Consider the following 22,486-nt stretch of genomic DNA (forward strand, 5'->3'; position numbering starts at 1 on the left):
GGCCGGTCCGGCTCCGTCTCCTTCATCCTATGCAGGCCAAAGCCTCCAGGAGCGGCAAGCGCCTCCGCCGGAGCCAAATCAGGCGATCGCCCCCAGGCTGGCGGCCAGCCCCGACGGCAGCTCGCTCCATAGACTGATAGGACTAGAATTCGATAGGAGGCGAAAGCGATGCATTTCCGGGCGAGCATCATCCTTCCGAGCCGCGACAAGCATCCGCTCGTGCTGCTGACGCTGTTCGCGCTGGAAAGGCAGAGCGTGCCTCCCGACCGGTACGAGGTCATCGTGGTGGACGACGCCTCGTCGGACCTGACATCGGGCATTCCGGCCGCTTGGAGCTTTCCCTACCGGCTGCGCCTGCTGCGGTCGGAAGCCGTCCTCGGACGGCCCGCCGCCCGCAACGCGGGCATAAGCGTCGCCGAGGGAGAGGTGCTGATCTTCCTCGATGCCGAGGTTCTCGTCGGACCGGGCTTCGTGGAATCCCATCTGCGGCTGCATGAGCAGGACGGGCAGCTGCTCGCCTCCGGCGTACTGACGATGAAGAGCGCCTATACCTATCTGCATCCCGGCTTCTCCGCCGCGCAGGTGCAGCAGGCGTACGGCCTGATTCATCCCCGTCCCCGCCACCATGCCGCCTGGGAGGCGTTCATGGCCGGCGGCGGGCCGCAGCTGCTGTTCAGCCGGGAGGACATCCACGCCGAGGCGTACCGGGAGCTGGCGTTCGCGAAGCCGATGGAGGCCGTATACGAAGCCGAGATCCTGCAGCGGTTCGGCGATCGGCTGGCCGGCTTCCATCTGCCCTGGCTCATCAGCCACACCGGCAATCTGTCGGTGCGCCGGTCCGCGTTCGAGCTCCATGGGCGGTTCGAGGAGTACGAGGGCTACGGCTGGGACGATCTGGAGCTCGGCTACCGGCTCTATCGCCAGGGCTACCGCTTCGCGCATATCCGCGAGCCGGCCGTCTATCATCAGGAGCATCCCGTAGCGCCTTCCGTCGCCGGGGAGGCGCAGGAGAACTTCTTCCGCTTCCAGCAGAAATACCGGGAGCTCAGCCTGCTCGTCCTGCTGCTCCTCTATCTGTCGGCTCCGATGAGCTTCAGCTTCCATCAGGCGCATCTCGTGCTGGACGAGGCGTACCGGCTCGACGCCGAGAGCGCCGGCCTTTACCTGCCGATGCTCGGCACGCTGCGCTCGATGCTGGAAGCGGCCGGCTACCTGCTGCGCCACGGACAGACGCCCTCCCATCTGGCGGCCCATGCGGGCTGCCCCCCCGGCAGCCCGGCGCGGGCGCATTTCGAGGCGCAGCGCTCCGCCATCGCCGCTTCCGGGCGATGGCCGATGCTGGTCGAGGCGCTCGCCCGGCTGACATCCTTGTAGCGGCCGCATCCGGCATTGCCACGGGGACGGATTCGAGCTATCATTTAGGGAATACTGCCAGGCTCTTCCATGCCGATGATGACCGCCTGCCCAAAGGAGACGATCGCCATGACATCCCAGCCCGAGCGGCCTCGATTCCCCATTCCGGCGACGCGGCTCGACGAGATCGACCGCTGCATCATGGAGCTGCTGCGCGCCAACTCGCGCATGTCCTATACCGATATCAGCAAGGAAGTCGGCATCTCGCGCGTCGGCGTCCAGGCCCGCGTGAACGCGCTGTCCGAATCCGGCGTCATCGAGCGCTTCACGCTTGCGCTGCGGCACGACAAGATCGGCCTCGGCACGAGCGCGTTCTTCCTCGTCGAGGTGGAGCCGCGGCGGCTGCACGAAGCGGCGGAGCGGCTCGCGGCCGAGCCGCAGGTGACGGAGGTGTGCCGGCTGACCGGTCCGAACGCCTTGCATGTGCGGGCGCTGTTCGCCGATCTGGACGAGATGGAGCGATTCCTCCATGACAAGCTGTACCCGATCCCGGGCGTAACCGGCGTCGACAGCCAGCTGCTCGCCAAGCGCTACAAATCCTGAACCGAAAGAAGCCCCGAGGTCCGGCCACAGCCGGATGCTCGGGGCTTCTTTTCTCGGAGGACGGCGATTCGCTCAACCGGATGCTGAACGAGGGCCGAAAGGCATCGGGCCGGAGGCCGCTTGGCGCAGGCCGCTTGGCGGAGGCAACTTGGCGGAGGCCGCTACCGCCGCAGCGCCTCGAGCGTCTGCAGCGCCTCCTTGACCGCGCCGATGCGATAGCCGGAGCTGGCATAGCGGATGCGCCGCTCGGCATCGACGACGAACAGATGCGGATGGCCCGCCTCGGCCGCCGACGCCGTCCGCGCCAGCGCCGGCAGCGACGTGCCGCCGAGCTCGCGGGCCAGCCGCACGCCCGCCGGCGCAGCGACGGCCTGCGGCCGAGCCGCCTCCGCGCGCGGACCGCCGTCGGCAGCTTCCGGCGCGAGCAGCAGGAGCGCCTCCGCGCCGGATGCCCGCAGCGGCTCGGCCAGCTCGGCCAGCTCGCGCAGCAGATGGCGGCTCGGCTCGCGCTCCGGCTCGAGCCAGGCGACGAGCGCCGCGCCTGCGCCGAGCGCTTGCGTCCAGGCGAGCGGAGCGCCGCCCTCCAGCGGCGACAGCCCGCTGTCCGGCCGCAGCTCGCCCAGCAGCGGCGCCGCCTCATCCGCTTGCCGGAACGCCAGCTTCAGCTCGGACCTCTCGCCGGCACGCAGCTCGGCATAGCTCAGCCGCGCCAGCACCGTTCCGTCCTTGAGCCGCGTCCCGGTCGTGAGCCGGTAAGCTCCGGGCTCCAGCTGCAGCGTCCGCCCTTCGTAGCCCGTGCCGCCATGAGGGTAGGCGAGCGTCCGGTAGACGCCGTCCTGCAGCCGCGCCAGCGTCATCGTCACGCCGTAGACGGCTTCCGGAGCGCCCGCAGCGGCGGCGAGGCGAAGCTCCGCCGGCAAGCTGCCCGCGCTGCGAGCCGCCCCGCCCGCCGCTGACGAAGCGGCAGCGGCCGACGTCTCCCTAGCTCCCGGCGCGAGGTCGCGCTCGTCCGCGAACGACGCCGGCTGCCAGCCGTTCTGCCAGAAAGCCGGCCGCTGCGAGCCCGGCTGCAGCCGGGCGGGAATGCCGAGGCTGCGGTACAGCGCGACGAGCAGGATGTCCCTCGCCTGGCGATCGCCCCGGCCCAGCCTCCATGCGCCGGCCGGCGTGCTCTTGCCGCGCAGGTTCGGCACCGTATCGACAAGCGCGAAGCGCCGCTCCAGCAGCGCGGGCAGCCCGCTCGGACGGCGGCGCAGCGCGTCCCGCTCGGCGGCGGAGAAGGCGGCTCTCAGCTCGCTGCGATACGGAGCCAGCTGTTCATGCAGCACGCGAGGGCAGAGCACCCAGGAGACGAACCGCTCCCGCTCGCCGTCCGCAGCGGATTCCGCTTCGCCGCCTGCGCCTGCCGAGGAGGCTGCCTCCGCCTGGCCGTCCGCTTCTCCGTCTCCCTCCCCGCCCGCGCCTGTCGAGGCCGGAGCCGCTTCGCCGCCCTTGGCGCGGTTCGCGATGCCGTCCGGGCGTCCGCTCCGTCCAGCCGCCGTCTCCTCCAGCGCCGCCAGCGCGCCGAGCAGATGGTCTTCCAGCGTCGGCCGCATCGCGTCCGTCCAATCCTTGGCGCTCAGCGTCTCGACGAGGCGCAGCGCCCAGTCGCCGCGGCCGGCGCGCGCCTGCTCGCCGAGGAACGCGGCGATCTCGGCGCCATGGCCCCGCGCGCCGGCAAGCAGCGGCAGCAGCCGCTCCGCCGGCAGTCCGCTCGCGCGCGCCAGCTCCGCCGCCTCCGGCTCGCCGAGGAAGCCCGCCTCGAACGCGGCGCGCCGCGACGAGCCCTCGCGCAGCCGTTCCTCGTGGCGGCGCAGCGCCGCCTCCGGCAGCTCCGGCAGCGGCTCGCCGTCCCGCACGGGCGGCGGCGCGAAGTCGAGCTCCGCCGGCGCCTGCGGCTGCCCGCGCCGCGCGAGCCGCAGCTCCAGCGCAGCCGGCGAGTCCGCATGGACGAGCCGCTCGTCCCAGCGGCCGCGGCTGCCGACCGCCCGCACGAGCAGCGTGCCGAGCCCCGCGCGCAGCGAGGCCCGCCCGCCGGCATCCGCCGTCAGCACGGCGATCGGATACAGCTCGGCCATGTTGTACAGCTCGAAGCGCACCTGCGCTCCGGCCGCCGGCGAGCCGTCCTCCTCCCGCACGGACACGTCCAGGACCCGCGTCGGCGCGTAGCCCTGGAGCAGGTTCAGCTCGGCATAGCCGTCCTGCTGCAGCGTCGTCTCCTCCGATCCGGCATAGCCGCCGAATACGCGCGTGTCGACGAGCATCGCCCGCCGCGCTGGCGGCGTGAACCAGCCCTGGTCGAGCCGCGCTTCCGGCTCGCAAGCCCCGAAGTAGCGCCAGCGGCCGTCCGCCCAAGCCTCGACCCAAGCGTGATTGTCGTCGCAATGCGCCCAGCGCGGCGTGTACACCTGGCGGGCGGGGATGCCGATGCTGCGCAGCGCCGCCACCGCCAGCGTCGACTCCTCGCCGCAACGGCCGCGGGCGGCGCGGATCGTCGTGAGCGGCGACGCCGTGCGCAGGTCGCTGCCGGCGTACGTCGCCTTTTCATGGCACCAGTAGTTGGCCTCCAGGATCGCCTCCTCCATCGTCATCCCCTGCACCCGCGGGGCCAGCTCCGCATGGAGCCAGCCGCGCGAGCCGTCGATGTCCTCGGTGTTGATGCGATACGGCAGGACGAAGTGCGCGAACAATTCGTCCGGCACGTCGCCGCCCCACGGCATCGCGCGGCGGACCGCCAGCGACTGCCGGGCATGCTCCAGCAGCAGCGCGCCGTCATAGTCGCCCAGGTCGCCGATCGGCATCGAGGCGAGCAGCAGCTTGAGCGCCCAGCCCTCCTCCTCGCCTTGCGCCTCGCCGAGCGCGCCGAACAGCTCCCGCTCCCGCGCCGCCGCCAGCTCCCGGCGCTCGGCCAGACGGCGCTCGATGCCGGCCTTCTCCCCCTCCGCCGGCGACCAGGGCGCCGGTTCCTCCTTCCGCTCCCGGCCCGGCCGAGTATCGGCGCCCGCTTGCCCGGCCGCTTGCGGCGGCCGCAGATCGCGCTCCTCGCCTGTCATCGCAGCTCCTCCTTCCAGAATCGGCCGTCCTCGCGGATGCACAGCCGCGACCGCCCGTCCTCCGACGGCGCCGACAGCTGGAACAGCCCGCTCGTCGTCTCGGCCTGCGGCGAGATCGTCCAGCCCTCGCCGGTCATGAGCTCGGCCGCGTCGGAGGCGAACCGGCCCTGCGCTTCATAATAATTGCGCTGCCGGTAGTACAGCCGCCTCAGCTGCCATTTGATCCGCTCGTCCTCGGTCAGCTCGAACGCCGGCGTGTCCGCCTCCGCGAACTGCACGTAGCCCCACAGCTCCGGGTAGTGCATGTTGACGAGGCCCATCGGCGACCATACCCAGTTGTCCTCGGGACAAGGCCGCCCGGTCTCCGGGTCGAGCCGCTTGACGTAGCGGCCGTCCACGACGTCGACCTGCCACTGCACCCGCGAGAAGTTGACCCGCCAGCACTCGCCCGCAGCCGGCGGACGGCCTTCCGCCGCGCACTCCTTCAGGCTCGCCCACGGCATCGCGACCTCGACGCTCCACCGCCGGCTGTCCGCGCCGGGACGGTTCAGCTCGCCCTCGACATGCACCGCCGTGCGCAGCCCCGCGATATCCCAGCCGTTCACCGGCGGCCCGCCGTCGCGGTACGGCCTCGGCAGCAGCAGGTCCCACACCGTGCCGAGCGCGTTGATCTCAAGCTCGTAGTAGCCATGGGAGCTTCCATTCGCATCGATGAAGATTTCGAAGTCGTTGTCCTGAAAAATGACCGAGTCCCGCTCCGTCAGCGTCGCCCAGACCTCATCGTCCTCAAGCTCCGCTCCGACATAGAAGAACTCGTCGTCCCACCGCATCTTGGCCCGCGTCCGCTTCGCCGGACGGGGACGGAGGTCCCCCTCGATGTCGACGAAGTCGTCCGTCCACGCCGCCGCTGCCCAAAACGGCTTGTCGAGCCGCCCGTCCAGCTCCAGCGGGCCGCTCGCCCGCTCGCAGCGGTAGCTCTTGGGCTCATACCGTTCGATCGCCGGCTCCGGCACTCCGCTCCGGTTCATCCGCTCCACTCTCCCTGCCCCTTCAATTATGGGTGACGACGGCGCCCGAGCCGCCGTATAGGTCGATCTCTTCGTCGAACTCCAGCTTGATGACCGTCACCTGCTCATGCGTGTGCTCCGGCTTCAGGCCGATCCACGTCGTGCCCGGAATGTCGAACCACGGCACGCCGCCGTGGATGTCCCACTCCAGCTCCTGGCCGCTGTGCAGCACGCTCGCCCGGCGGATCGGATTGCACAGCCCTTTCAGGCAGACGCCTTCCTTGGGCGTGTCGCGCACGAACAGGTAGAGCGTCCGCCGGTCCGCGGACAGCGTGCTGCCGCCCGGATAATAGCGCGTCATGACGCCTTCCCCGGTGCCGAACACCGCCTCCTCATGGTCGCGGATCCAGCCCCCGAGGCCGAGCAGCACCGCTTCCTGCCGCTCGTCGATCGTGCCGTCCTCGCGCGGCCCGATGTTGAGCAGCATGTTGCCGCCCATCGCGATGCAGTCGCAGAACATGCGGATGATCTGGCCGAGCGACTTGTACTTGCAGTCCGTCGGCACGTAGCCCCAGGACGTGTTGATCGTCGTGCAGAATTCCCACGGCCCCTCCGGTCGCGTAATCGGCAGGCCCTGCTCCGGCGTCTTGTAGTCGCCGTGGCCCTGCAGCCGGGAGTTGACGATGAGCTCCGGCCGCAGCTCCAGCAGCCGCTGCTTGAATTCCGGCAGCCCCCACTGCTCCGCGCTGCGCTCCCAGTCCCCGTCGAACCAGAGCAGGTCGACCGGACCGTAGTCCGTCAGCAGCTCCCGCAGCTGGGCGTCGTTGAACGCCAGGAACCGCTCCCAGGCCTGCGGCCGCTGCACGCCGTCCGCCGGCGAGGAGAAGCGGTTCGCCGCGGACGGGTCGTCCGGCGCGCGCCCTCCCTCGAAGACGCTCGGATAATCCGGATGCGACCAGTCGATCAGCGAATAGTACAGGCCGCAGCGGATACCCCGCCCGCGGATCGCATCCGCATACTCGCGGACGAGGTCCTTTCCCGCCGGGGTCTTCTTCACGACGCTCAGCTCGCTCTGCTTCGTGTCCCACAGCGCGACGCCGTCGTGATGCTTCGTCGTCAGCACGGCGTATTTCGCGCCGGAGCGCTCGATCAGCTCCGCCCAGCGCTCCGCGTCGAACCTGGACGCCGTGAAGCCGTCCAGCTGCTTCATATAATCCTCGTACGACAGCCGCCCGTTGTAGAACGACCACGACTCCGCCACTCCGTCCACGGCATAGATGCCGTAATGAATGAAGATGCCGAGCTTTGCTTCCTCAAACCATTTCTGCATGCCCTTCCCGCCTTTCGGTTCGGTTTACCGCTTTCATTCTAGAAGCGGCCTTCTGCCGCGTAAAGATGTCATTCCTTGCCTTGCGTCATGCTTGCTGTCACGGCATTCTCTCGTGTTGACGCAAAACTGACATTCATGTAAGCGCTTTTCTTTTGGGACGCTTCGACGATAGTCATTTCTGCTCCGCCGCGTCGGCCAAGCTCGGGGCAGAAATGACATCTTGCACGCGAAACCCTTGCCTGCAGTGGAATCGGCGCATTTTTCCGGAGCAGATTTCGCCCATCCGGGACTTGAAGACGCCGTTGCCGAAACGACATATTTACGCTTTCTCCGGCGTCCGGCTATGCTGATGCAAACGCTTCATTTCCGGAGCGCTGCCGATCGAGCGACAGCTTTTGCCCGTTCCGGCTCCGCTAGCTCCGGCATTTGGCGTCATCTTTTCTCCCCTTTATTCCACACGAAAGGAGGTGCAACGATGGGAACGACGAATACAGCCGCCGGCGCGCAGATGCAAGTCCTGCCGCAGAAGCGCCGAGGCTGGAGACGGATTCTGCGCAACTGGGAGCTGTACGTCTTCATCGCCCCGGCTTTCTTCTACTTCCTGATCTTCGCCTACGGGCCGATGTACGGCATCCAGATCGCGTTCAAGAACTACGTGCCGACGCTCGGGTTCGCCGGCAGTCCGTGGGTCGGGTTCGACCATTTCACCCGCTTCTTTGATTCCTATTACTTCTGGGATCTGATCTGGAACACGCTCAGCATCAGCCTGTACGAGCTGGCCGTCGGGTTCCCGATCCCGATCATCCTGGCGCTCGCGTTCAACGAGGTGAAGAACGGCTGGTTCAAGAAGACCGTGCAGACCGTCACCTATGCGCCGCACTTCATCTCCGTCGTCGTCATGGCGGGCATGATCATCACGTTCCTGTCGCCGTCGACCGGCATCATCACCCACATGCTCGAGTGGATCGGGATCGATCCGCCCGACTTCCTGACCGATCCGCGCTGGTTCAAGACGATGTACGTGCTCTCCGGCGTCTGGCAAGGCGCGGGCTGGGGCACGATCATCTACCTGGCCGCCCTGTCGGGCGTCGATCCCGGCCTGCACGAGGCCGCGATCATCGACGGCGCGAGCCGCTTCCAGCGCCTGCGGCACATCAACATCCCGACACTCGTGCCGACGATGACGATCCTGCTCATCCTGAACATCGGCAGCCTGCTCAGCGTCGGCTTCGAGAAGATCCTGCTGCTGCAGAATCCGCTCAACATGGAAGCCTCGAACATCATCGCCACGTTCGTCTACAAGGCGGGCCTCGTCGACGCCCAGTACAGCTTCTCGACGGCCGTCGGCCTGTTCAACTCCGTCATCAACTGCATCCTGCTCGTCGCCATCAACCAGATCGTGCGGCGCACGAGCGAGAACAGCCTATGGTGACCCGAATCCGATTCCGCCGAAAGGAGGGCTGCCGCCCATGGCCAGCCAAGCGATCCGCGAATCGCGCGGGGACCGCATCTTCCTCGCCGTCAACTATGTCTACCTGCTGATCGCGCTCGTCATCGTCGCCTATCCGGTGCTCTACATGCTGAGCGCCTCGATCAGCAGTCCGCAGGCGGTCGGCTCGGGCGAGATGTGGCTCTTTCCGAAGGGCATCACCTTCGAAGGCTACGAGCGGGTGTTCCAGGACAACCGGATCTGGAGCGGCTACGCCAACACGATCCTCTACACCGTCGCCGGCACGCTCGTCAGCCTCGCGGTGACGCTGCCCGCGGCCTACGCCCTCGCCCGCCGCGACTTCGTCGGAAGGAACTTCTTCATGGCCATGTTCATGGTCACGATGTTTTTCGGAGGCGGACTCGTCCCCTCCTACCTGCTGGTGAAGGACCTCGGCATGATTAACACGATCTGGGCGATCATCCTGCCCGGCGCCGCCTCGATCTACAACATCATCGTCACCCGGACGTTCTTCATGTCCACCATCCCGAGGGAGCTCGAGGAGGCAGCCCAGATCGACGGCGCTTCGACGACGCGCCTGTTCCTCACCGTCGTGCTGCCGCTGTCGATGCCGATCGTCGCCGTCATGGCGCTGTTCTACGGCGTCGGCCAATGGAACAGCTACTTCTCGGCGCTGATCTACCTCAACGACGAGACGAAGTACCCGCTGCAGATCATCCTGCGCCAGATCCTCGTCCTGCAGGAGATGTCCGCCCAGACGGGCGGCGGGATGATCGACGCCTCCACCGCCTCGGCGCTCAACAACAAGGCCGAGATCGCCGCGCTCGTCAAGTATGCGGTCATCATCGTCGCCACGCTGCCGGTCATCGTCATCTACCCGTTCCTGCAGCGCTACTTCGTGCAAGGAGTCATGATCGGCTCCGTCAAAGGCTGAGCCGCAAGAAAGCGTTATACTAGATCCAAGGGGGAATACGAAGATGTCGACGAAACCTCGCACCAACCTCAGCAAGCTGCTGACGGCCGCCATCGGCATGAGCCTGCTGGCAGGCGCCTTGGCCGGCTGCTCCGGCACGAACTCCGGCGCGGACCCTGGCCCGGCCAGCCCGGGCGGCTCCGCCGGCAACGCCGGCGCGGCCGATTCGAACGTCGCCAAGGAAGGCATGCCGATCGTCAAGGACCCGCTCACGCTCACGCTGATGGCGCCGGACGTCGGCCATGCCAAGTGGGAGGACATGGCGGTGCTCAAGGAAATGGAGAAGCTGACGAACATCAAGCTGACGTTCCAGAACGCGCCTCAGGACAGCTTCGAGACGAAGAAGAACCTCGTCTTCGCGAGCGGCAGCTACCCGGACATCTTCTATGCGGCCGACCTCAAGCCGGCGGAGCAGGTGACGTACGGCTCCCAGGGCGTGCTCCTCCCGCTCGAAGGGCTGATCGACGGCGGCTACGCGCCTAATCTGAAGAAGATCCTCGACGAGAATCCGCAGATCCGCAAGAACATCACGACGCCGGACGGCCACATCTACGCGCTGCCGAACGTCGACCTGACGGCCGTCTGGTACCGGAGCCCGATGTGGTACAACGGCGGCTTCCTCAAGAAGCTCGGCGTCACGGAGCTGCCCAAGACGACCGAAGAGTTCCACGCCTATCTCAAGCGCGTGAAGGCGGAGGACGCGAACGGCAACGGCAAGGCCGACGAGATTCCGCTGACGAGCACGAAGCTCGACGACCTGCGCATGTTCTTCTTCGGCTTCTGGGGCATGTATGACGAAGTCATCTACGCCGACAAGGACGGCAAGGTCCACTACTCCCCGCAGGAGGAAGGCTACAAGGGCTACCTGACGTTCCTGAACCAGCTGTGGAGCGAGGAGCTGCTCGACCACGAGACGTTCTCCCAGACCGACGAGCAGAAGAAGGCCAAGGGCAAGAACAATCAGGTCGCCGTGTTCAACGATTATTTCCCGTACTTCACGATGGGCGGCGAGCCGAGCCGGGAGCACCCGATGATGCAGCCGCTGCAGAGCGAGATCGCCGGCACGCCGGTCTACGGCAAGCATCCGGGCCAGTCGGCCAACGGCGTGTTCGCCATCTCCAAGACCAACCCGAACCCCGAGGCGACGATGCGCTGGGCCGACTACCAGTACGGCTACGAGGGCTCGCTGCTGTTCAGCCAGGGACCGGAGAACGTGCTGTGGAAATACAGCGACAAGGCGTCCCTGACGAAAGAGCCGCTGGACGTGCCGGGCGGCGGCAGCCGCGACGACTACAAGGGCACGCTGACGCCGAACTACGGCATCCTGCCTCCGGGCGTCAACCTGCCGGAGAACAGCAAGGGGCTGCAGTCGGACTTCGACGCCTTCATCAACGAGGAGAACGAGAAGAAGCTCGTGCCGATCGGCAAGATTCCGTTCCCGAACGTGTTCCTGACGCCGGAGGAGCAGTCCGAGGTGACCGCGATGCTGTCCGACATGAACCCGTACGTCGAGCAGATGGAAGCGAAGTTCATCACCGGCCAGGAGCCGCTCTCCGGCTGGGACAAATACGCCGCCCAGCTGAAGAAGATGGGCAGCAACCGCATCGTCGAGATCTACCAGGCGGCCTACGACCGCTGGAACGGCTCGAAGTAAGGCGCTAGGCGCGCGGCGGGGCCGGAGCGCGTGCGCCGGAGTGGCGGGCGGGCGGCGAGCTCCGGTTCGCAGGCGCGGCGGGCGCGGCGGGGCCGGAGCGCGGGCGCGGCAGGGCCGGAGCGCGGGAGCGGCCGGCTCCGGCTCGCGGGCGCGGCGGGCTCCGGTTCGCAGCCCCTCCTATGAATGGGAAGAAGAAGCTCCTTTCCCGCCATTTCCCGCCATCGCTGGCCATTCCCATCAGGATTTCCGCGTTGCTCTATACGGAGCCCGCATCCGCTTGAGGCTTCGTGCGCTAACGAAACAATAGGACGCTATTTGCTCGAAATCGGTCGAATGAAATGGCTAACGAAACTCACAAGCGCTATGGGTCGATAAATCGCTGGAAATACCGCTTTATCAACTGAATAACGCTTGTGGGTTTCGTTAAAAAAATTTGAACGACGATTTTCAGCGAAATAGCGCCGCTCTGTTTCGTTAGAAAAGCGACTCGAATGGATGGGCGGCCTACCACTCCGAGAGAGAATCAAAACGAGCCGAAAAGCCGCCAGACGAGTAAGGTGAAAAGCGGAGAAATTCGTTTTCGCCAAACACGTTCATAAGCCTGCGGTTCTCCGTACCAAGAACATGCTGCCAGCGCGCGCATGAACGCAAACAAACCCGGAGGGACCAAGCAGCGGCTGCTCCTGCTTCGTTCGTCCGGGCTTGCATGTTCGGATCGGGCTTCATGCCCTATCGAGAGGCGCCCCGACAAGGGAGCTTCTTCTCTCGTTCAAGGTCGCCAGCGCGCAATAGCGCCCCGACAAGAGTGCTTCCTCCCATGTTCATGCCGCCGGCGCGCAATGGCGCCCCGACAAGAGTGCTTCCTCCCATGTTCATGCCGCCGGCGCGCAATGACGCCCCGCCGGCGCGCAATGCCGCTCCGACAAGGACATTCTCCCCTTGTCGCAACTGCTCTCGCGCAATGGCTCCAGCAAGGGAGCTTCTTCCCTTGCCCCACCGCCCGCGCGCTCGCCTGCTTCGGCCGCCTACTCCGCGCCGGAGCCGCCTCCCGGCTCGCCGCGCTTGCGGTACTGGCCCGGCGTCATGCCGGTCTCCTTCTTGAACTTGCGGATGAAGTTCGGCGTATCCAGATAGCCGACCCGCTGGATGATGTCCTTGAGCGGATCGGACGTAGCGTCGAGCTGGCGCTTGACCTCGTCGATGCGCAGCTGCCAGACGTAGGCGGTGAAGTTGAGGCCCGTCTTCTCCTTGAAGGAGCGGCTGAAATGCGAGGGCGAGATGCCGTGCTCGTCGGCGACCGCCTCGAGGCTCAGCGAGTGGTCGGCGTAGCGCTCGTGGATGTGCTGCAGCGCGCGGTCCATCAGCGAGCGCTCCTCCGTGAGCGAGCGGGAGTCCGCCTGGGTGCAGATCAGCGCGGCGAGGCCGAGCAGCGCCTGCTCCAGCGCATCCGGAGAGCGGAACGCCGCCGGCGGAGGCAGCTCGCGAGCCAGCGGGCCGAGCTCGGGCGCCGCGCGCAGCATCGTGCCCTGCACCTCGTAGCCCATCGCCCGCAGCAGCGGAGCGGAAGCGCCGCTCGCGCGGATCGCGGCCACGCACTCGGCGATCGTCGCGGCGGCCACCTCGTAGCTGCCTTGCTTGAGCGCCTGCGCCAGCTTGAGCAGCGGCCCTGCCGGCAGCCAGCTCGCTTCCTCGCGCAGCTCGCGGATCGCGTCGAAGCGCCGCGCCGTGCCGGCTCCGGCCGCCTGCGCCGATTCGAAAGCGGACAGCGCCTCGATATAGGATTGGCTGAGCGAGCCCGAGCCTTCATACAGGCGGCCCGCGCCGATCGTGGCCCGAATCGCTCCCGCATCCGCCAAGCAGGCCTGCAGCTTCTCCAGAACGCCGCCGAGCCGGTCGGTCGCGCCATCGCCTTCGCTTCGGGCCCCGTCGGGAGCGGAGGCGCCTGCGACTCCGTCGTCCTCGCCCCTCATGCCGACGATGAACGCCATGCGCCGCGGCTCGGGCAGCTCGACGCCATAGACGGCCGCTTCCGCTTCCGGGATGCCAAGCCGGTGCAGCCGACCGTAGACGGAGCCTGCCTCGGGCCGCTCCTCCTCCTCCCACCCGGCGACGAGCACCGCGTAGCGGTCCTGCTCGAACCCAAGTTGAAGCGCTTGCAGCAGCTCGGACGAGACGCTGCCGGAGCCGCCGTATTTCAGCAGCATGAGGAGGAAATGGTTGCGCGCGTACGGCTCCTGCAAATCCGCCATGCGGCTGGAATACTGCAGGACGCTGCGGATCCGGCTCAACTCGTCCGCTGCCTTGGCGGCGCCGGGCTGGCGCGCGCTGGAGCTGGCGTAGGCGGCCAGATCGGAGATCGGGCCGTAGTGGCGCCGCGCCATGAGCAGCGCGAGGCCCGCTCCGCCCGCTGCGACCGCGCCGAGCAGGAGCACCAGAATGTTGCGCAGCTCCACGACGCCGGAGAAGAACTGGCGGCTCGGCACCGCCGTCACGTAGGTCCATCCGTTCTGCTCCGACTTGACCGAGACGACGGAGTGCTCCGTGTCGTTCAGCTCGAGGCTGTGCGTGCCCTCCGGCTGGCGGAACAGACGGCGGATGTCCTCCTGGCCGAGCGACTCTCCTCGCCTCGTCGCCGTCAGCACCTGGCCCTTGTCGTCGAACACGTAGGTCGAGCCCTGGTAGCTGCCGAGGATCGAGGCGATCAGATCGCCGACCTGCGATTCTTCGATGAGATACAGCACGGTGGCATGCGGATTGGGACTGTTCGGCGTAATCGGCACCATGTACGCGAGCATCGACTGCTGGAGGCCTGCGGTGCGCTGAACGAGGTCCGCCGGACGCATCGCCGGGAATTTCGCCTGGTCGAGGTCCTTCTCCACCGTGCCTGGCGGCCAGTTGTGGAAGGCATAGCGTTCGTGAAAGACATCCAGTCCCGACATGCCTTTGGAGGAGAAGATGCGGTCGTCGCCATGAAAATACAGGAACAGCTCGCCGATCATGGCGCTCGTGGCCAGATATTGGTCCAGCGCCTGGATCGCCTCGCTGCTGGAATAAGGGTCATGCGTCCGATAGTCGGTCAGCCGGGTATCGTACGCGATGCGGGTGGCGATCATCGACAGCTCCCCCATCCGCGAATCCACGGAATGGCGCGCCTGCGCGAGCTGGTTGTAGTGGGCCCGCTCCACTTCCCGCTGCAGGTTGCCCGTCGCGCTCTGCGAGATGGCTCCCGCGAACAGCAGCAGCGGCACGAGCAGGATGAGCAGATAGGACAAGGCATAATTGAGGAACAAACGCGATTTCAGGTAGCTCATGGATGTCCGCCCTCCTGGTTGCAGATTGCTTTCCGCCGGCTTCTCCCTTTCCAACGTTTCCAGCCTAACCGCCTAACCGAGCCAAACTTGGCTTGCCGTATCATCATAGCAGAGCCGTATTCCGATTTGAACGCTCTTTCCGCCACGCCGATCCGAATGAACCGAAGGAGGACCCTCCCATGAACGACATGCAAGCCGAAGCCGCTGCGGCCCGACAGGCCGGTCCGACCGCCATTCCCGGCGCCGCGGGAGCTCCCCATCCGACCTGCAATCCCATCGCTGCGGGAGCATTCGATCCGGACGCCGCGGACGTCTTCGCCGGCTCGGACGATGCGCCTGATTCCGCCTCTGCAAGCCTGTCCGAAGCAGACGGAGACGTCCAAGAGGGCGTCCACACCTACAGCCGCGAGGAGGACTACGTCTGGCCGGAGGAACCGCTGCTGCGCGAGCGGCTGGAGTGGTTCCGCGACCAGAAGCTCGGCCTGATGATGCACTGGGGACCCTACTCCCAGCTCGGCATCGTGGAGTCGTGGGCGCTCGACGACGTCGACGAGGAATGGTCCCGCGATGGCATCGACTGGACCGACGATCCCGCGCGCATCAAGCGCGAGGTCGCGGGGCTGAACCGCACGTTCAACCCGCTCCGCTTCCAGCCGGAGCGGTGGGCGGAGCTCGCCGCGGAGAGCGGCTTCCGCTACCTGAACTTCACGACCAAGCATCACGACGGGTTCTGCATGTGGGACACCAAGACGACCGGCTACTCCGTCACCGGACGCGATACCCCGTTCCACTCGCATCCGCACGCCGACGTCTGCCGCGCGCTGTTCGACGCCTTCCGCGCCCGCGGGCTGGCGATCAGCGCCTACTTCTCCAAGGCCGACTGGCATACGCCGTCCTACTGGTCGCCCGATATGCCGCGCGAGCGCACGAGCCGCGGGCCTTCCTACGATCCCGCCGAGCACCCCTCGCTATGGGAAAAGTTCGTCTCGTACACGCATGAGCAGCTGGATGAGCTGCTGACGCATTACGGCCGCATCGACATGCTCTGGCTGGACGCCGGCTGGGTCGGTCCGCGCAGCGGCCAGGACATCCGGCTCGGCGAGGCCGTCGAGCGGGCGCGGCTGCGGCAGCCGTGGCTGCTGTCGGCGGACCGCACGATCGGCGGGCCCTACGAGAACGTCGTCACGCCCGAGCAGACGCTGCCGGAGCGCCCGATGCTCGTTCCTTGGGAGAGCTGCATCACGATGGGCACGGCGTTCAGCTTCCGCTACGAGGAGGAGTACAAAAGCGTCCGCGAGCTCGTGCATCTGCTCGTCGAGATCGTCGCCAAGGGCGGCAATCTGGCGCTCAACGTCGCTCCGCAGCCGGACGGCAGGCTGCCGCGCTCCGCGATCGAGCGCATGAAAGGGCTCGGCGCGTGGCTTCGCGCGAATGGCGAGGCGATCTACGGCACGCGCCCGATCGCGCCATTCGGAGACGGCCAGTGGTTCTTCACCGCGAAGGACGGCAACGTCTACGCGATCCGCCTCTATGCCGAGGGAGAGGCGGTCCAGGAGCGGCTGGAGCTGCCGCTTGCCGCAGGCCTTGCAGACGGGATCAGCCAAGGCATGGACGGCGTGCCGCCCGGCAGCTTCGCGCGGGCCGAGGCGCTTGCCGGTCCGGACGGAGCCGCGATCCCCGCGCTGCTGGAGCGCAGCGGCGCAGGCTTGGCGCTGACGGTGCCCGAGCCTCTGCGCGCGGAGCCGAATCCGCTCGCGCTTGCTTTTCGATTGACCAAGGCTCAAGAAGGAGGACGATAGGATGAAGCTGGGACTGAGCACGTACAGCCTGCTGAACGCGATCAAGGCGGGGGAGATGACTGTGCTGGACGCGATCGACTGGATCGCGGACAACGGAGGCGAGCATATGGAGATGGTGCCCTACGGCTATACGCTCGTGGACGACCCGGAGCTGGCGGACGCCGTCCGCGAGAAGGCCGCGGCGCGCGGCATCGAGCTGTCCAACTACTGCCTGCCGGCCAATTTCGTGCAGGAGACGCCGGCGGCGTTCGAGGAGGAGGTGCGCCGCGTGCAGCGGCATGTCGACCTGTGCGCCCGGCTCGGCGTGCGGCACATGCGGCATGACGTGACCGCGTTCACGATCCCGGCGGAGCAGATGGGGATCGGCTGGTTCGACGACCATCTCGAGAAGATGGTCGAGGGCTCTCGGCGCATCGCCGACTATGCCGCTCCGCTCGGCATCACGACGACGATCGAGAACCACGGCTTCAGCGCCCAGGCGAGCGACCGCGTGCAGCGCATCCTGCGGGCGGTGGACCGCCCGAACTTCCGCACGACGCTCGACGTCGGCAACTTCCTGTGCGTCGACGAGGACCCGGTCGTCGGCGTCATGAACAACCTGCCCTACGCCTCGTTCGTGCATCTCAAAGACTTCTACATCCGTCCCGAAGACGAGAATCCGGGCGGCGGCGTCTGGTTCCGCAGCTCGCACGGCAAGCATCTGCGGGGCGCGATCGTCGGCCACGGCGACCTGCCGATCCGCAAGCTGATCCGCCTTATCCGCGCTTCGGGCTACGACGGCTACGTGACCGTGGAGTTCGAAGGCATGGAGGAGTGCCGCGAGGCGTCGCGGATCGCGATGGACAACGCGCGCCGGCTGTGGGAGGAGTGCGGCGCATGACCGAAGCCTATATCCGCGCGGGATACGTGAACGACCACCACCTGCCGTTGATGACGGACCGCGACCTGGCGCGGCTGACGCATCTCAACCTGGCCTTCGGCCATGTCCGGGAGGACGCGATCCAGATCGCGCATCTGCGCCACATGGACGTGCTGCGGCGCATCCGCTCCGACTACCCCGCGCTCAAGCTCATCCTCTCCGTCGGCGGCTGGAGCGCCGGCGGCTTCTCCGAAGCCGCCGGCACGGCCGAAGGCCGCGCCCGCATGGCCGCCTCCGCCCTGACGGTGCTCGAGCAGCTGCCGCTGGACGGCATCGACCTCGACTGGGAGTATCCGAGCTACGGCACGGCCGGCATCGCGAGCAGCCCGGACGATAAGAAGACATTCACGCTGCTGCTGCGGGAGCTGCGCGAGGCGCTCGACGCCAAGGGACGGGCGGACGGACGGCCTTACCTGCTGACGATCGCCGCTGGAGCCGACCAGTACTACCTGGATGGCACGGACATGGGCGAGGTCCATCCTTTGCTGGACTTCATCCAGCTCATGACCTACGACATGCGCGGCGGCTTCCAGGTGCTGACCGGGCACCACTCGAACCTGTACACGCCGCCGGGCGACCTGTTCCGCATCAGCGCCGACGCCTCGGCGAGGCTGTTTGAAGCCGCCGGCGTGCCGCGAGGGAAGCTCGTGCTCGGTGCGGCCTTCTACTCCCGCCTCTGGCGCGGCGTGCCGGACCGGCAGCACGGCTTGCACCAGATGGCGGCCACGACGGGCGGATACGGCCCCGACTTCACCGAGCTCGATGCGGCATATATCGGAAAGAACGGCTTCAAGCGCTACTGGGACGAGGAGGCCCAGGCGCCGTACCTGTTCGACGGCGAGACGTTCATCTCCTATGACGACGAGACGTCCATCGCAGCCAAGTGCGCTTATATCCAGGAGCGCGGGCTCGGCGGGCTCATGTTCTGGGAGTACGGCCTCGACCGGACCGGACGGCTGATCGCCGCGATGGCCCGCGGCCTCGGCGGCTGAAGCGGATTTCTACGCCCCCGATCGCCCGAACTCCCCTCTTGCCGCCCCGCTGCTGGCCCGCTGCCGCCGCCCTGCCGTTCGTCGGCCGAGCGGCGGGGCGCAAGGCCTCCTTGCCCCATGCCTCTCGGCCTGCATGCGGCATGACCGGCCCTATTCCCCTGCCGCATGCAGGCCCTCCTTTCGCTCCTTTCGCTCCTCTCTCTCTCCTCACCCGCCCCCCAGCCTTGCTTCGGCCAGCCGCAGCGCGGCTTCTGATGCCGGGATGTTCCGCGCCTCGGCCAGATCCAGCACCTCCAGCAGCATGGGGCCGACCGCCTCTACGCTCCGCACCAGCTCCTCCCGGCCGAGTCCTTGCAGCTCTCCCGCCGTGATGATGATGCCTCCGGCGTTCACGATGAAGTCCGGCGCATACCGGATGCCCCGCTCTTCCAGCAGCTCGCCGTGGCGCTCCAGGAGCAGCTGGTTGTTGGCCGCTCCGATCACCATCCGGCATTTCAGCCGAGGGATCGTCCGGTCGTTCAGGACGCCGCCCGCCGCGCAGGGCGCGAAGATATCGCAAGCCGTCCCGGCGGCAAGATCAGGCCTCACCCTTCTCGCTCCGAAAAGCCGAATCGCCTCCGCTTCCGCTTTTGGATTCAGATCGGACACAAGCAGCCGCGCTCCGTCTTCGTAGAGATAGCGGCATAGCCGGCGGCCGACCTTGCCGAGTCCTTGCACGAGCACCTTCAGATCGTACAGCGTCGGCAGGTTCAGCTCCCTCTTCGCCGCAGCGCGCATCGCCAGATAGACGCCGTACGCGGTCATCTCCGCCGTGAACTCTTCCGTCGCCATGATCGTGCCGGTCGTATCGGTCACATGCTTCGTCCGTGTCCGGATCGCGTCCATGTCGCGGATCGTCGTGCCGAGATCAAGACCCGCGACATACCGTCCGCCGAGCTGCTCGATCCGGGTGCCGAGCGCTTGAAAAAGCCGCGTCCGCGCCGCTTCGTCCCTCTCCCCTGACGTCGGAAACTCCTCGTCCTGCCAGATGACGGCCTTTCCCCCGCCGTACGGCAGCCGGTAGGCCGCGTTTTTATACGTCATGCCCTGCGCCAGCCTCATCGCATCCTGAAGCGCCGCCTCCTCGGAGGCGTAGCGCTTCATCCGGCAGCCGCCCAGCGCCGGACCGAGCCTCGTGTCGTGCAGGACGATGACGGCCTTCAGGCCCGTTTCGGCATCATGGCACAGCACGACCTGCTCGTGCGAGCCTCGGATTATTTCCCGGAAAATACTCAAGCCTCGTCGCCCCCCTTGTCCTTCGCGGACTACAGTCTATGCGGGGGCATGCCTCCGATATGCGGCCGGGCTCGATGGCGCATCAAGCCCGAGCTGCGGCGTCGCCTCGAGAGGCCTTGAAAGGCGCAGCCCCGCGCGCTGGCGTCCCGTCGGCAGCCCCGTGGCGCTGCCGACGGGTGACGGAACGCCGCCGATGGATGACGGAACGCCGCCAATGGGTGACGGAACGCTACCGCGACCGGCCGCCCTCCGGCCGCCTTTCCCGGGGAATCCGGCGCCTCGGCCAAGCTCCTATGCCGATGCGGCTTGACCGGAATGGGCGACAGCTGAAATTGCGCTCCTGCACATTTGTACCGGCCGCCCAAACGCCCTGCCCTCCCTCTTCGTATGATGTGGCATACCACAAGAAAGGGGATTGACACCATGTCTTATGGAGTTGGCGGTGTTGGTGGTGTCGGCGCTGGCTACGGCGTTGGCGGCGTTGGCTACGGCGGCGGCTGCGGCGGCGGCTTTGGCTACTCGAGCATCGGAGCCATTCTGGTTCTCTTCATCCTGCTGGTCATCATCAGCCGCGCGTTTCTGTGGTACTAATACCTGACCGAATCGCGGCTTGATCCACCTTGAAGCGAAGTTCCCCCACGGCAGCCGCCGCGGGGGATTTTGCCCTTTTCTTCTGGATTTCGGCCCGCCTCGCAAGCCAGCCCTTCCTCCAGACGGGCCGTTTCCGAGGGCATGGCGGCAGGCGCACATTTGTCCGCCCTGTCCGAACGTCCCGAGCGAGTCTCACATATGCTGAGTCAACTTGAGAGAAAAGGAGATTTGCCAGATGTCCGACTATGTCGAAGGCGTCGGAGCCGCTTCGGCTTCGCGCGGAGCTTCCTCGACCAGCATCATTCTCGTCCTGTTCATCCTGCTGGTCGTCATTTCCGGCGTTTTCTTCGTCTAAGCCGAAATGACGTTCAGCCGCGAGCCGGCTGCGGCAAGCGCGGGCCTTGGAAAGAGGAACGGAGGCTTTCTGCCGAACCTCCTTCCTTTCCCGCGCCGCAGCCGGCCATCCCGGCGGAAGCCCATTTATGCGCGCATGCCCTCCCTGCCCAAACATCCCGGCCTCCCCATGCGTATGATGTCTTATCTCAAGCGAAAGGGGATTTGACAAATGTCATACGGCGTTGGCGGTGTAGGTGGAGTCGGAGCAGGCTGTGGCGGAGTCGGTTACGGCGGCCTCTGGACGAACACGGGAGCGATTCTCGTCCTGTTCATTCTGCTGGTAATCATCAGCCGGGCGTTCCTCTACTAGTTCGCATGGAAGGAGCCCGCTCGGCAAGAGCGGATCGCGGACTCCCGCGAGCGGCTTCCCGCCGGTTCTTTCGAGAAACCGCAAACGATTCAACTTAAATAATCCATTCCATTCGAAAGGGGATTTGCACATGTCTTACGGTGTAGGCGGCGGAGTTGTAGGAGGAGCAGGCGTCGGCCCAGGCTGCGGAGGCGGCTTCGGCTACTCCAGCACGGGCGCTATTCTGGTTCTCTTCATCCTGCTGGTCATCATCAGCCGCGCGTTCCTGTACTAGTATCCCGCTCGACTCTTCGCAGCAGCGATCGAACTCGATTCCGACGAACGCCCTCTTCCGGGCGTTCGTTTTTGACGTTTTCCAACCTTGGATTCGGAGAATCGCAGCGATGAATTCCAATTCCGGAATGTTTATTTTGTGCATTTTTATAATGGTTAATTCTAAATATAAAGCCGATACTATCCGTATTTTAAGGTTGAATTGATGCCTCGTGATACGGCAGATTGCAATGACGGAACACGGGGACAATTGAGGCAGGAGGAAAGCCAGGGGCCGGAGGCAAGGCCAAGGTCTGGAGGCAAGGCCAAGGTCCGGTGGAAAGCCAGAGGCAGGAGGCACTAACGGCTCGGAGGCAAGCCGACGGCCACAAGATGACGACGAATCGACCTTATGGACGACGGCCGGGAACTTGGGCAGAAGGGCGAAATTTGGCTACTCGCACACGAAATCCGCATAAAATGGCGAACAGCGGCGAAAACGAACGGGTAAAACCGCCCATCTGGGCTTTTCTGGTCAGAAACGAGCACAAAAAGAGGGAGAGGTTGGTTGAAAAACGAACATTATTCATAACCCCTATGTTAATAATCCGGAATATCCGCGTATGGAAACATCGTTTGAAACGAAATTCGAATCTTTGCCTCTCCCTCCCGAACGATCTTAGCCCGCCGGTCCGCAGCACCAGCGCCGTTTGCCGAGTCCTCGGCGCCATACGAATTCAAAAAAAGACAAGCTCCGCCGCGCTGCTGACGCAGCCGGGGAGCTTGTCCGATATCGCATGTCAAGGATGGCTCTTCTGCCGAGACCGACAGGCGAGCCATCCTTGACGCTTGTGCATCTTCTGTGCCGTTTGTTGAACAAGACGTAATCGTGAGTGCTTGCCGATGGTCGGCCGACCGCCGCTTTAGTGGCGATCCTTGAACTCGCCGACTTTCTCCTGCACTTCGCCCTTCGCCTTGTCGACTTTGCCCTCCGCCTGCAGGCGACGGTTGTCCGTAGCGTTGCCCCATTGATCCTTAGCCTCGCCCTTCACCTTGTTGACGGCGCCTTTGACTTTGTCGCTGAGTCCTTCTGCCATGTCCGATCGCTCCTTTTGGGGATGTAGTGGCGTTGCTGTTCTAGTTCTTCTTACCCGATCCCCAAGCGGAATAAACGAAGCC

At 66.0% G+C, this 22,486-nt stretch carries 17 protein-coding genes and 1 pseudogene; 12 read left to right on the top strand and 6 right to left on the bottom strand.

All coding sequences use genetic code 11. The features are described from left to right. The first annotated feature begins 168 nt into the window (after window positions 1-168). Both HGI30_RS21975 and HGI30_RS21980 read left to right on the top strand, forming a co-directional pair. Window positions 169-1,374 (top strand): glycosyltransferase family 2 protein, encoded by a 1,206-nt coding sequence (locus tag HGI30_RS21975; protein ID WP_168909458.1) that lies wholly within the window; start codon window positions 169-171, stop codon window positions 1,372-1,374. A 108-nt stretch (window positions 1,375-1,482) separates the two neighbouring features. Next, the gene (locus HGI30_RS21980; protein ID WP_168909459.1) at window positions 1,483-1,956 is read left to right on the top strand and encodes an Lrp/AsnC family transcriptional regulator; all 474 of its coding nucleotides are present in this window, start codon (window positions 1,483-1,485) and stop codon (window positions 1,954-1,956) included. 161 nt (window positions 1,957-2,117) lie between these two features. On the opposite strand, the gene HGI30_RS21985 is transcribed toward HGI30_RS21980, so the two are convergent. The 3 genes from HGI30_RS21985 to HGI30_RS21995 are packed head-to-tail and all read right to left on the bottom strand — an operon-like array spanning window position 2,118 to window position 7,385. Next, window positions 2,118-5,048 (bottom strand): transglutaminase-like domain-containing protein, encoded by a 2,931-nt coding sequence (locus HGI30_RS21985; RefSeq protein WP_168909460.1) that lies wholly within the window; start codon window positions 5,046-5,048, stop codon window positions 2,118-2,120. Next, entirely contained in the window at window positions 5,045-6,076 is a 1,032-nt protein-coding gene (locus tag HGI30_RS21990; protein WP_168909461.1) for a carbohydrate-binding family 9-like protein, read from the bottom strand. Before HGI30_RS21990 ends, HGI30_RS21985 begins: the two co-directional genes overlap by 4 nt. Before the next feature lie 22 nt (window positions 6,077-6,098). Continuing rightward, a complete protein-coding gene (locus HGI30_RS21995; RefSeq protein WP_168909462.1) occupies window positions 6,099-7,385 on the bottom strand; it encodes an alpha-L-fucosidase in 1,287 nt (428 codons plus the stop codon). Window positions 7,386-7,893: 508 nt separating this feature from the next. On the opposite strand from HGI30_RS21995, the gene HGI30_RS22000 reads away from it, so the two are divergent. From HGI30_RS22000 to HGI30_RS22010, 3 genes are read left to right on the top strand one after another with little or no spacing between them, the layout of a single operon-like run. Further along, complete coding sequence (locus HGI30_RS22000) at window positions 7,894-8,817, top strand: ABC transporter permease (protein ID WP_407945049.1); 924 nt, start codon at window positions 7,894-7,896, stop codon at window positions 8,815-8,817. Between the two features lie 37 nt (window positions 8,818-8,854). Continuing rightward, window positions 8,855-9,769 (top strand): carbohydrate ABC transporter permease, encoded by a 915-nt coding sequence (locus HGI30_RS22005; RefSeq protein ID WP_168909464.1) that lies wholly within the window; start codon window positions 8,855-8,857, stop codon window positions 9,767-9,769. 43 nt (window positions 9,770-9,812) lie between these two features. Continuing rightward, entirely contained in the window at window positions 9,813-11,462 is a 1,650-nt protein-coding gene (locus tag HGI30_RS22010; RefSeq protein WP_235680246.1) for an extracellular solute-binding protein, read from the top strand. Window positions 11,463-12,487: 1,025 nt separating this feature from the next. On the opposite strand, the gene HGI30_RS22015 is transcribed toward HGI30_RS22010, so the two are convergent. Next, a complete protein-coding gene (locus HGI30_RS22015) occupies window positions 12,488-14,773 on the bottom strand; it encodes an AraC family transcriptional regulator (RefSeq protein ID WP_168909465.1) in 2,286 nt (761 codons plus the stop codon). A gap of 179 nt (window positions 14,774-14,952) precedes the next feature. Here HGI30_RS22015 and HGI30_RS22020 point away from each other — a divergent pair, with 179 nt between their 5' ends. From HGI30_RS22020 to HGI30_RS22030, 3 genes are read left to right on the top strand one after another with little or no spacing between them, the layout of a single operon-like run. After that, the gene (locus HGI30_RS22020; RefSeq protein WP_235680247.1) at window positions 14,953-16,572 is read left to right on the top strand and encodes an alpha-L-fucosidase; all 1,620 of its coding nucleotides are present in this window, start codon (window positions 14,953-14,955) and stop codon (window positions 16,570-16,572) included. Window position 16,573: 1 nt separating this feature from the next. Continuing rightward, window positions 16,574-17,452: a sugar phosphate isomerase/epimerase family protein gene (locus tag HGI30_RS22025; protein ID WP_168909466.1), complete on the top strand. Its 879-nt coding sequence runs from the start codon at window positions 16,574-16,576 to the stop codon at window positions 17,450-17,452. Further along, complete coding sequence (locus HGI30_RS22030; RefSeq protein WP_168909467.1) at window positions 17,449-18,483, top strand: glycoside hydrolase family 18 protein; 1,035 nt, start codon at window positions 17,449-17,451, stop codon at window positions 18,481-18,483. The genes HGI30_RS22025 and HGI30_RS22030 overlap by 4 nt, the downstream gene beginning before the upstream one ends. Before the next feature lie 207 nt (window positions 18,484-18,690). On the opposite strand, the gene HGI30_RS22035 is transcribed toward HGI30_RS22030, so the two are convergent. Then, on the bottom strand, window positions 18,691-19,758 hold the full coding sequence (locus HGI30_RS22035; RefSeq protein ID WP_168909468.1) for an amino acid dehydrogenase: 1,068 nt from the start codon (window positions 19,756-19,758) through the stop codon (window positions 18,691-18,693). Window positions 19,759-20,181: 423 nt separating this feature from the next. On the opposite strand from HGI30_RS22035, the gene HGI30_RS22040 reads away from it, so the two are divergent. From HGI30_RS22040 to HGI30_RS22050, 4 genes and pseudogenes are all read left to right on the top strand, one after another. Beyond that, window positions 20,182-20,349, top strand: coding sequence for a hypothetical protein (locus HGI30_RS22040; RefSeq protein ID WP_168909469.1), 168 nt, complete (start codon window positions 20,182-20,184; stop codon window positions 20,347-20,349). Window positions 20,350-20,584: 235 nt separating this feature from the next. Further along, window positions 20,585-20,704, top strand: a complete 120-nt coding sequence (locus tag HGI30_RS23405; RefSeq protein ID WP_235680248.1) for a YjcZ family sporulation protein — start codon at window positions 20,585-20,587, stop codon at window positions 20,702-20,704. Window positions 20,705-20,959: 255 nt separating this feature from the next. Further along, window positions 20,960-21,055 (top strand): annotated as a pseudogene (locus tag HGI30_RS22045) (YjcZ family sporulation protein); the annotation flags it as partial. A 130-nt stretch (window positions 21,056-21,185) separates the two neighbouring features. Continuing rightward, complete coding sequence (locus HGI30_RS22050; protein WP_168909471.1) at window positions 21,186-21,329, top strand: hypothetical protein; 144 nt, start codon at window positions 21,186-21,188, stop codon at window positions 21,327-21,329. A gap of 901 nt (window positions 21,330-22,230) precedes the next feature. On the opposite strand, the gene HGI30_RS22055 is transcribed toward HGI30_RS22050, so the two are convergent. Beyond that, a complete protein-coding gene (locus tag HGI30_RS22055; RefSeq protein WP_168909472.1) occupies window positions 22,231-22,404 on the bottom strand; it encodes a CsbD family protein in 174 nt (57 codons plus the stop codon). Between the last annotated feature and the right edge of the window lie 82 nt (window positions 22,405-22,486).

The organism is Paenibacillus albicereus (assembly GCF_012676905.1).
Classification (GTDB): domain Bacteria; phylum Bacillota; class Bacilli; order Paenibacillales; family Paenibacillaceae; genus Paenibacillus_O; species Paenibacillus_O albicereus.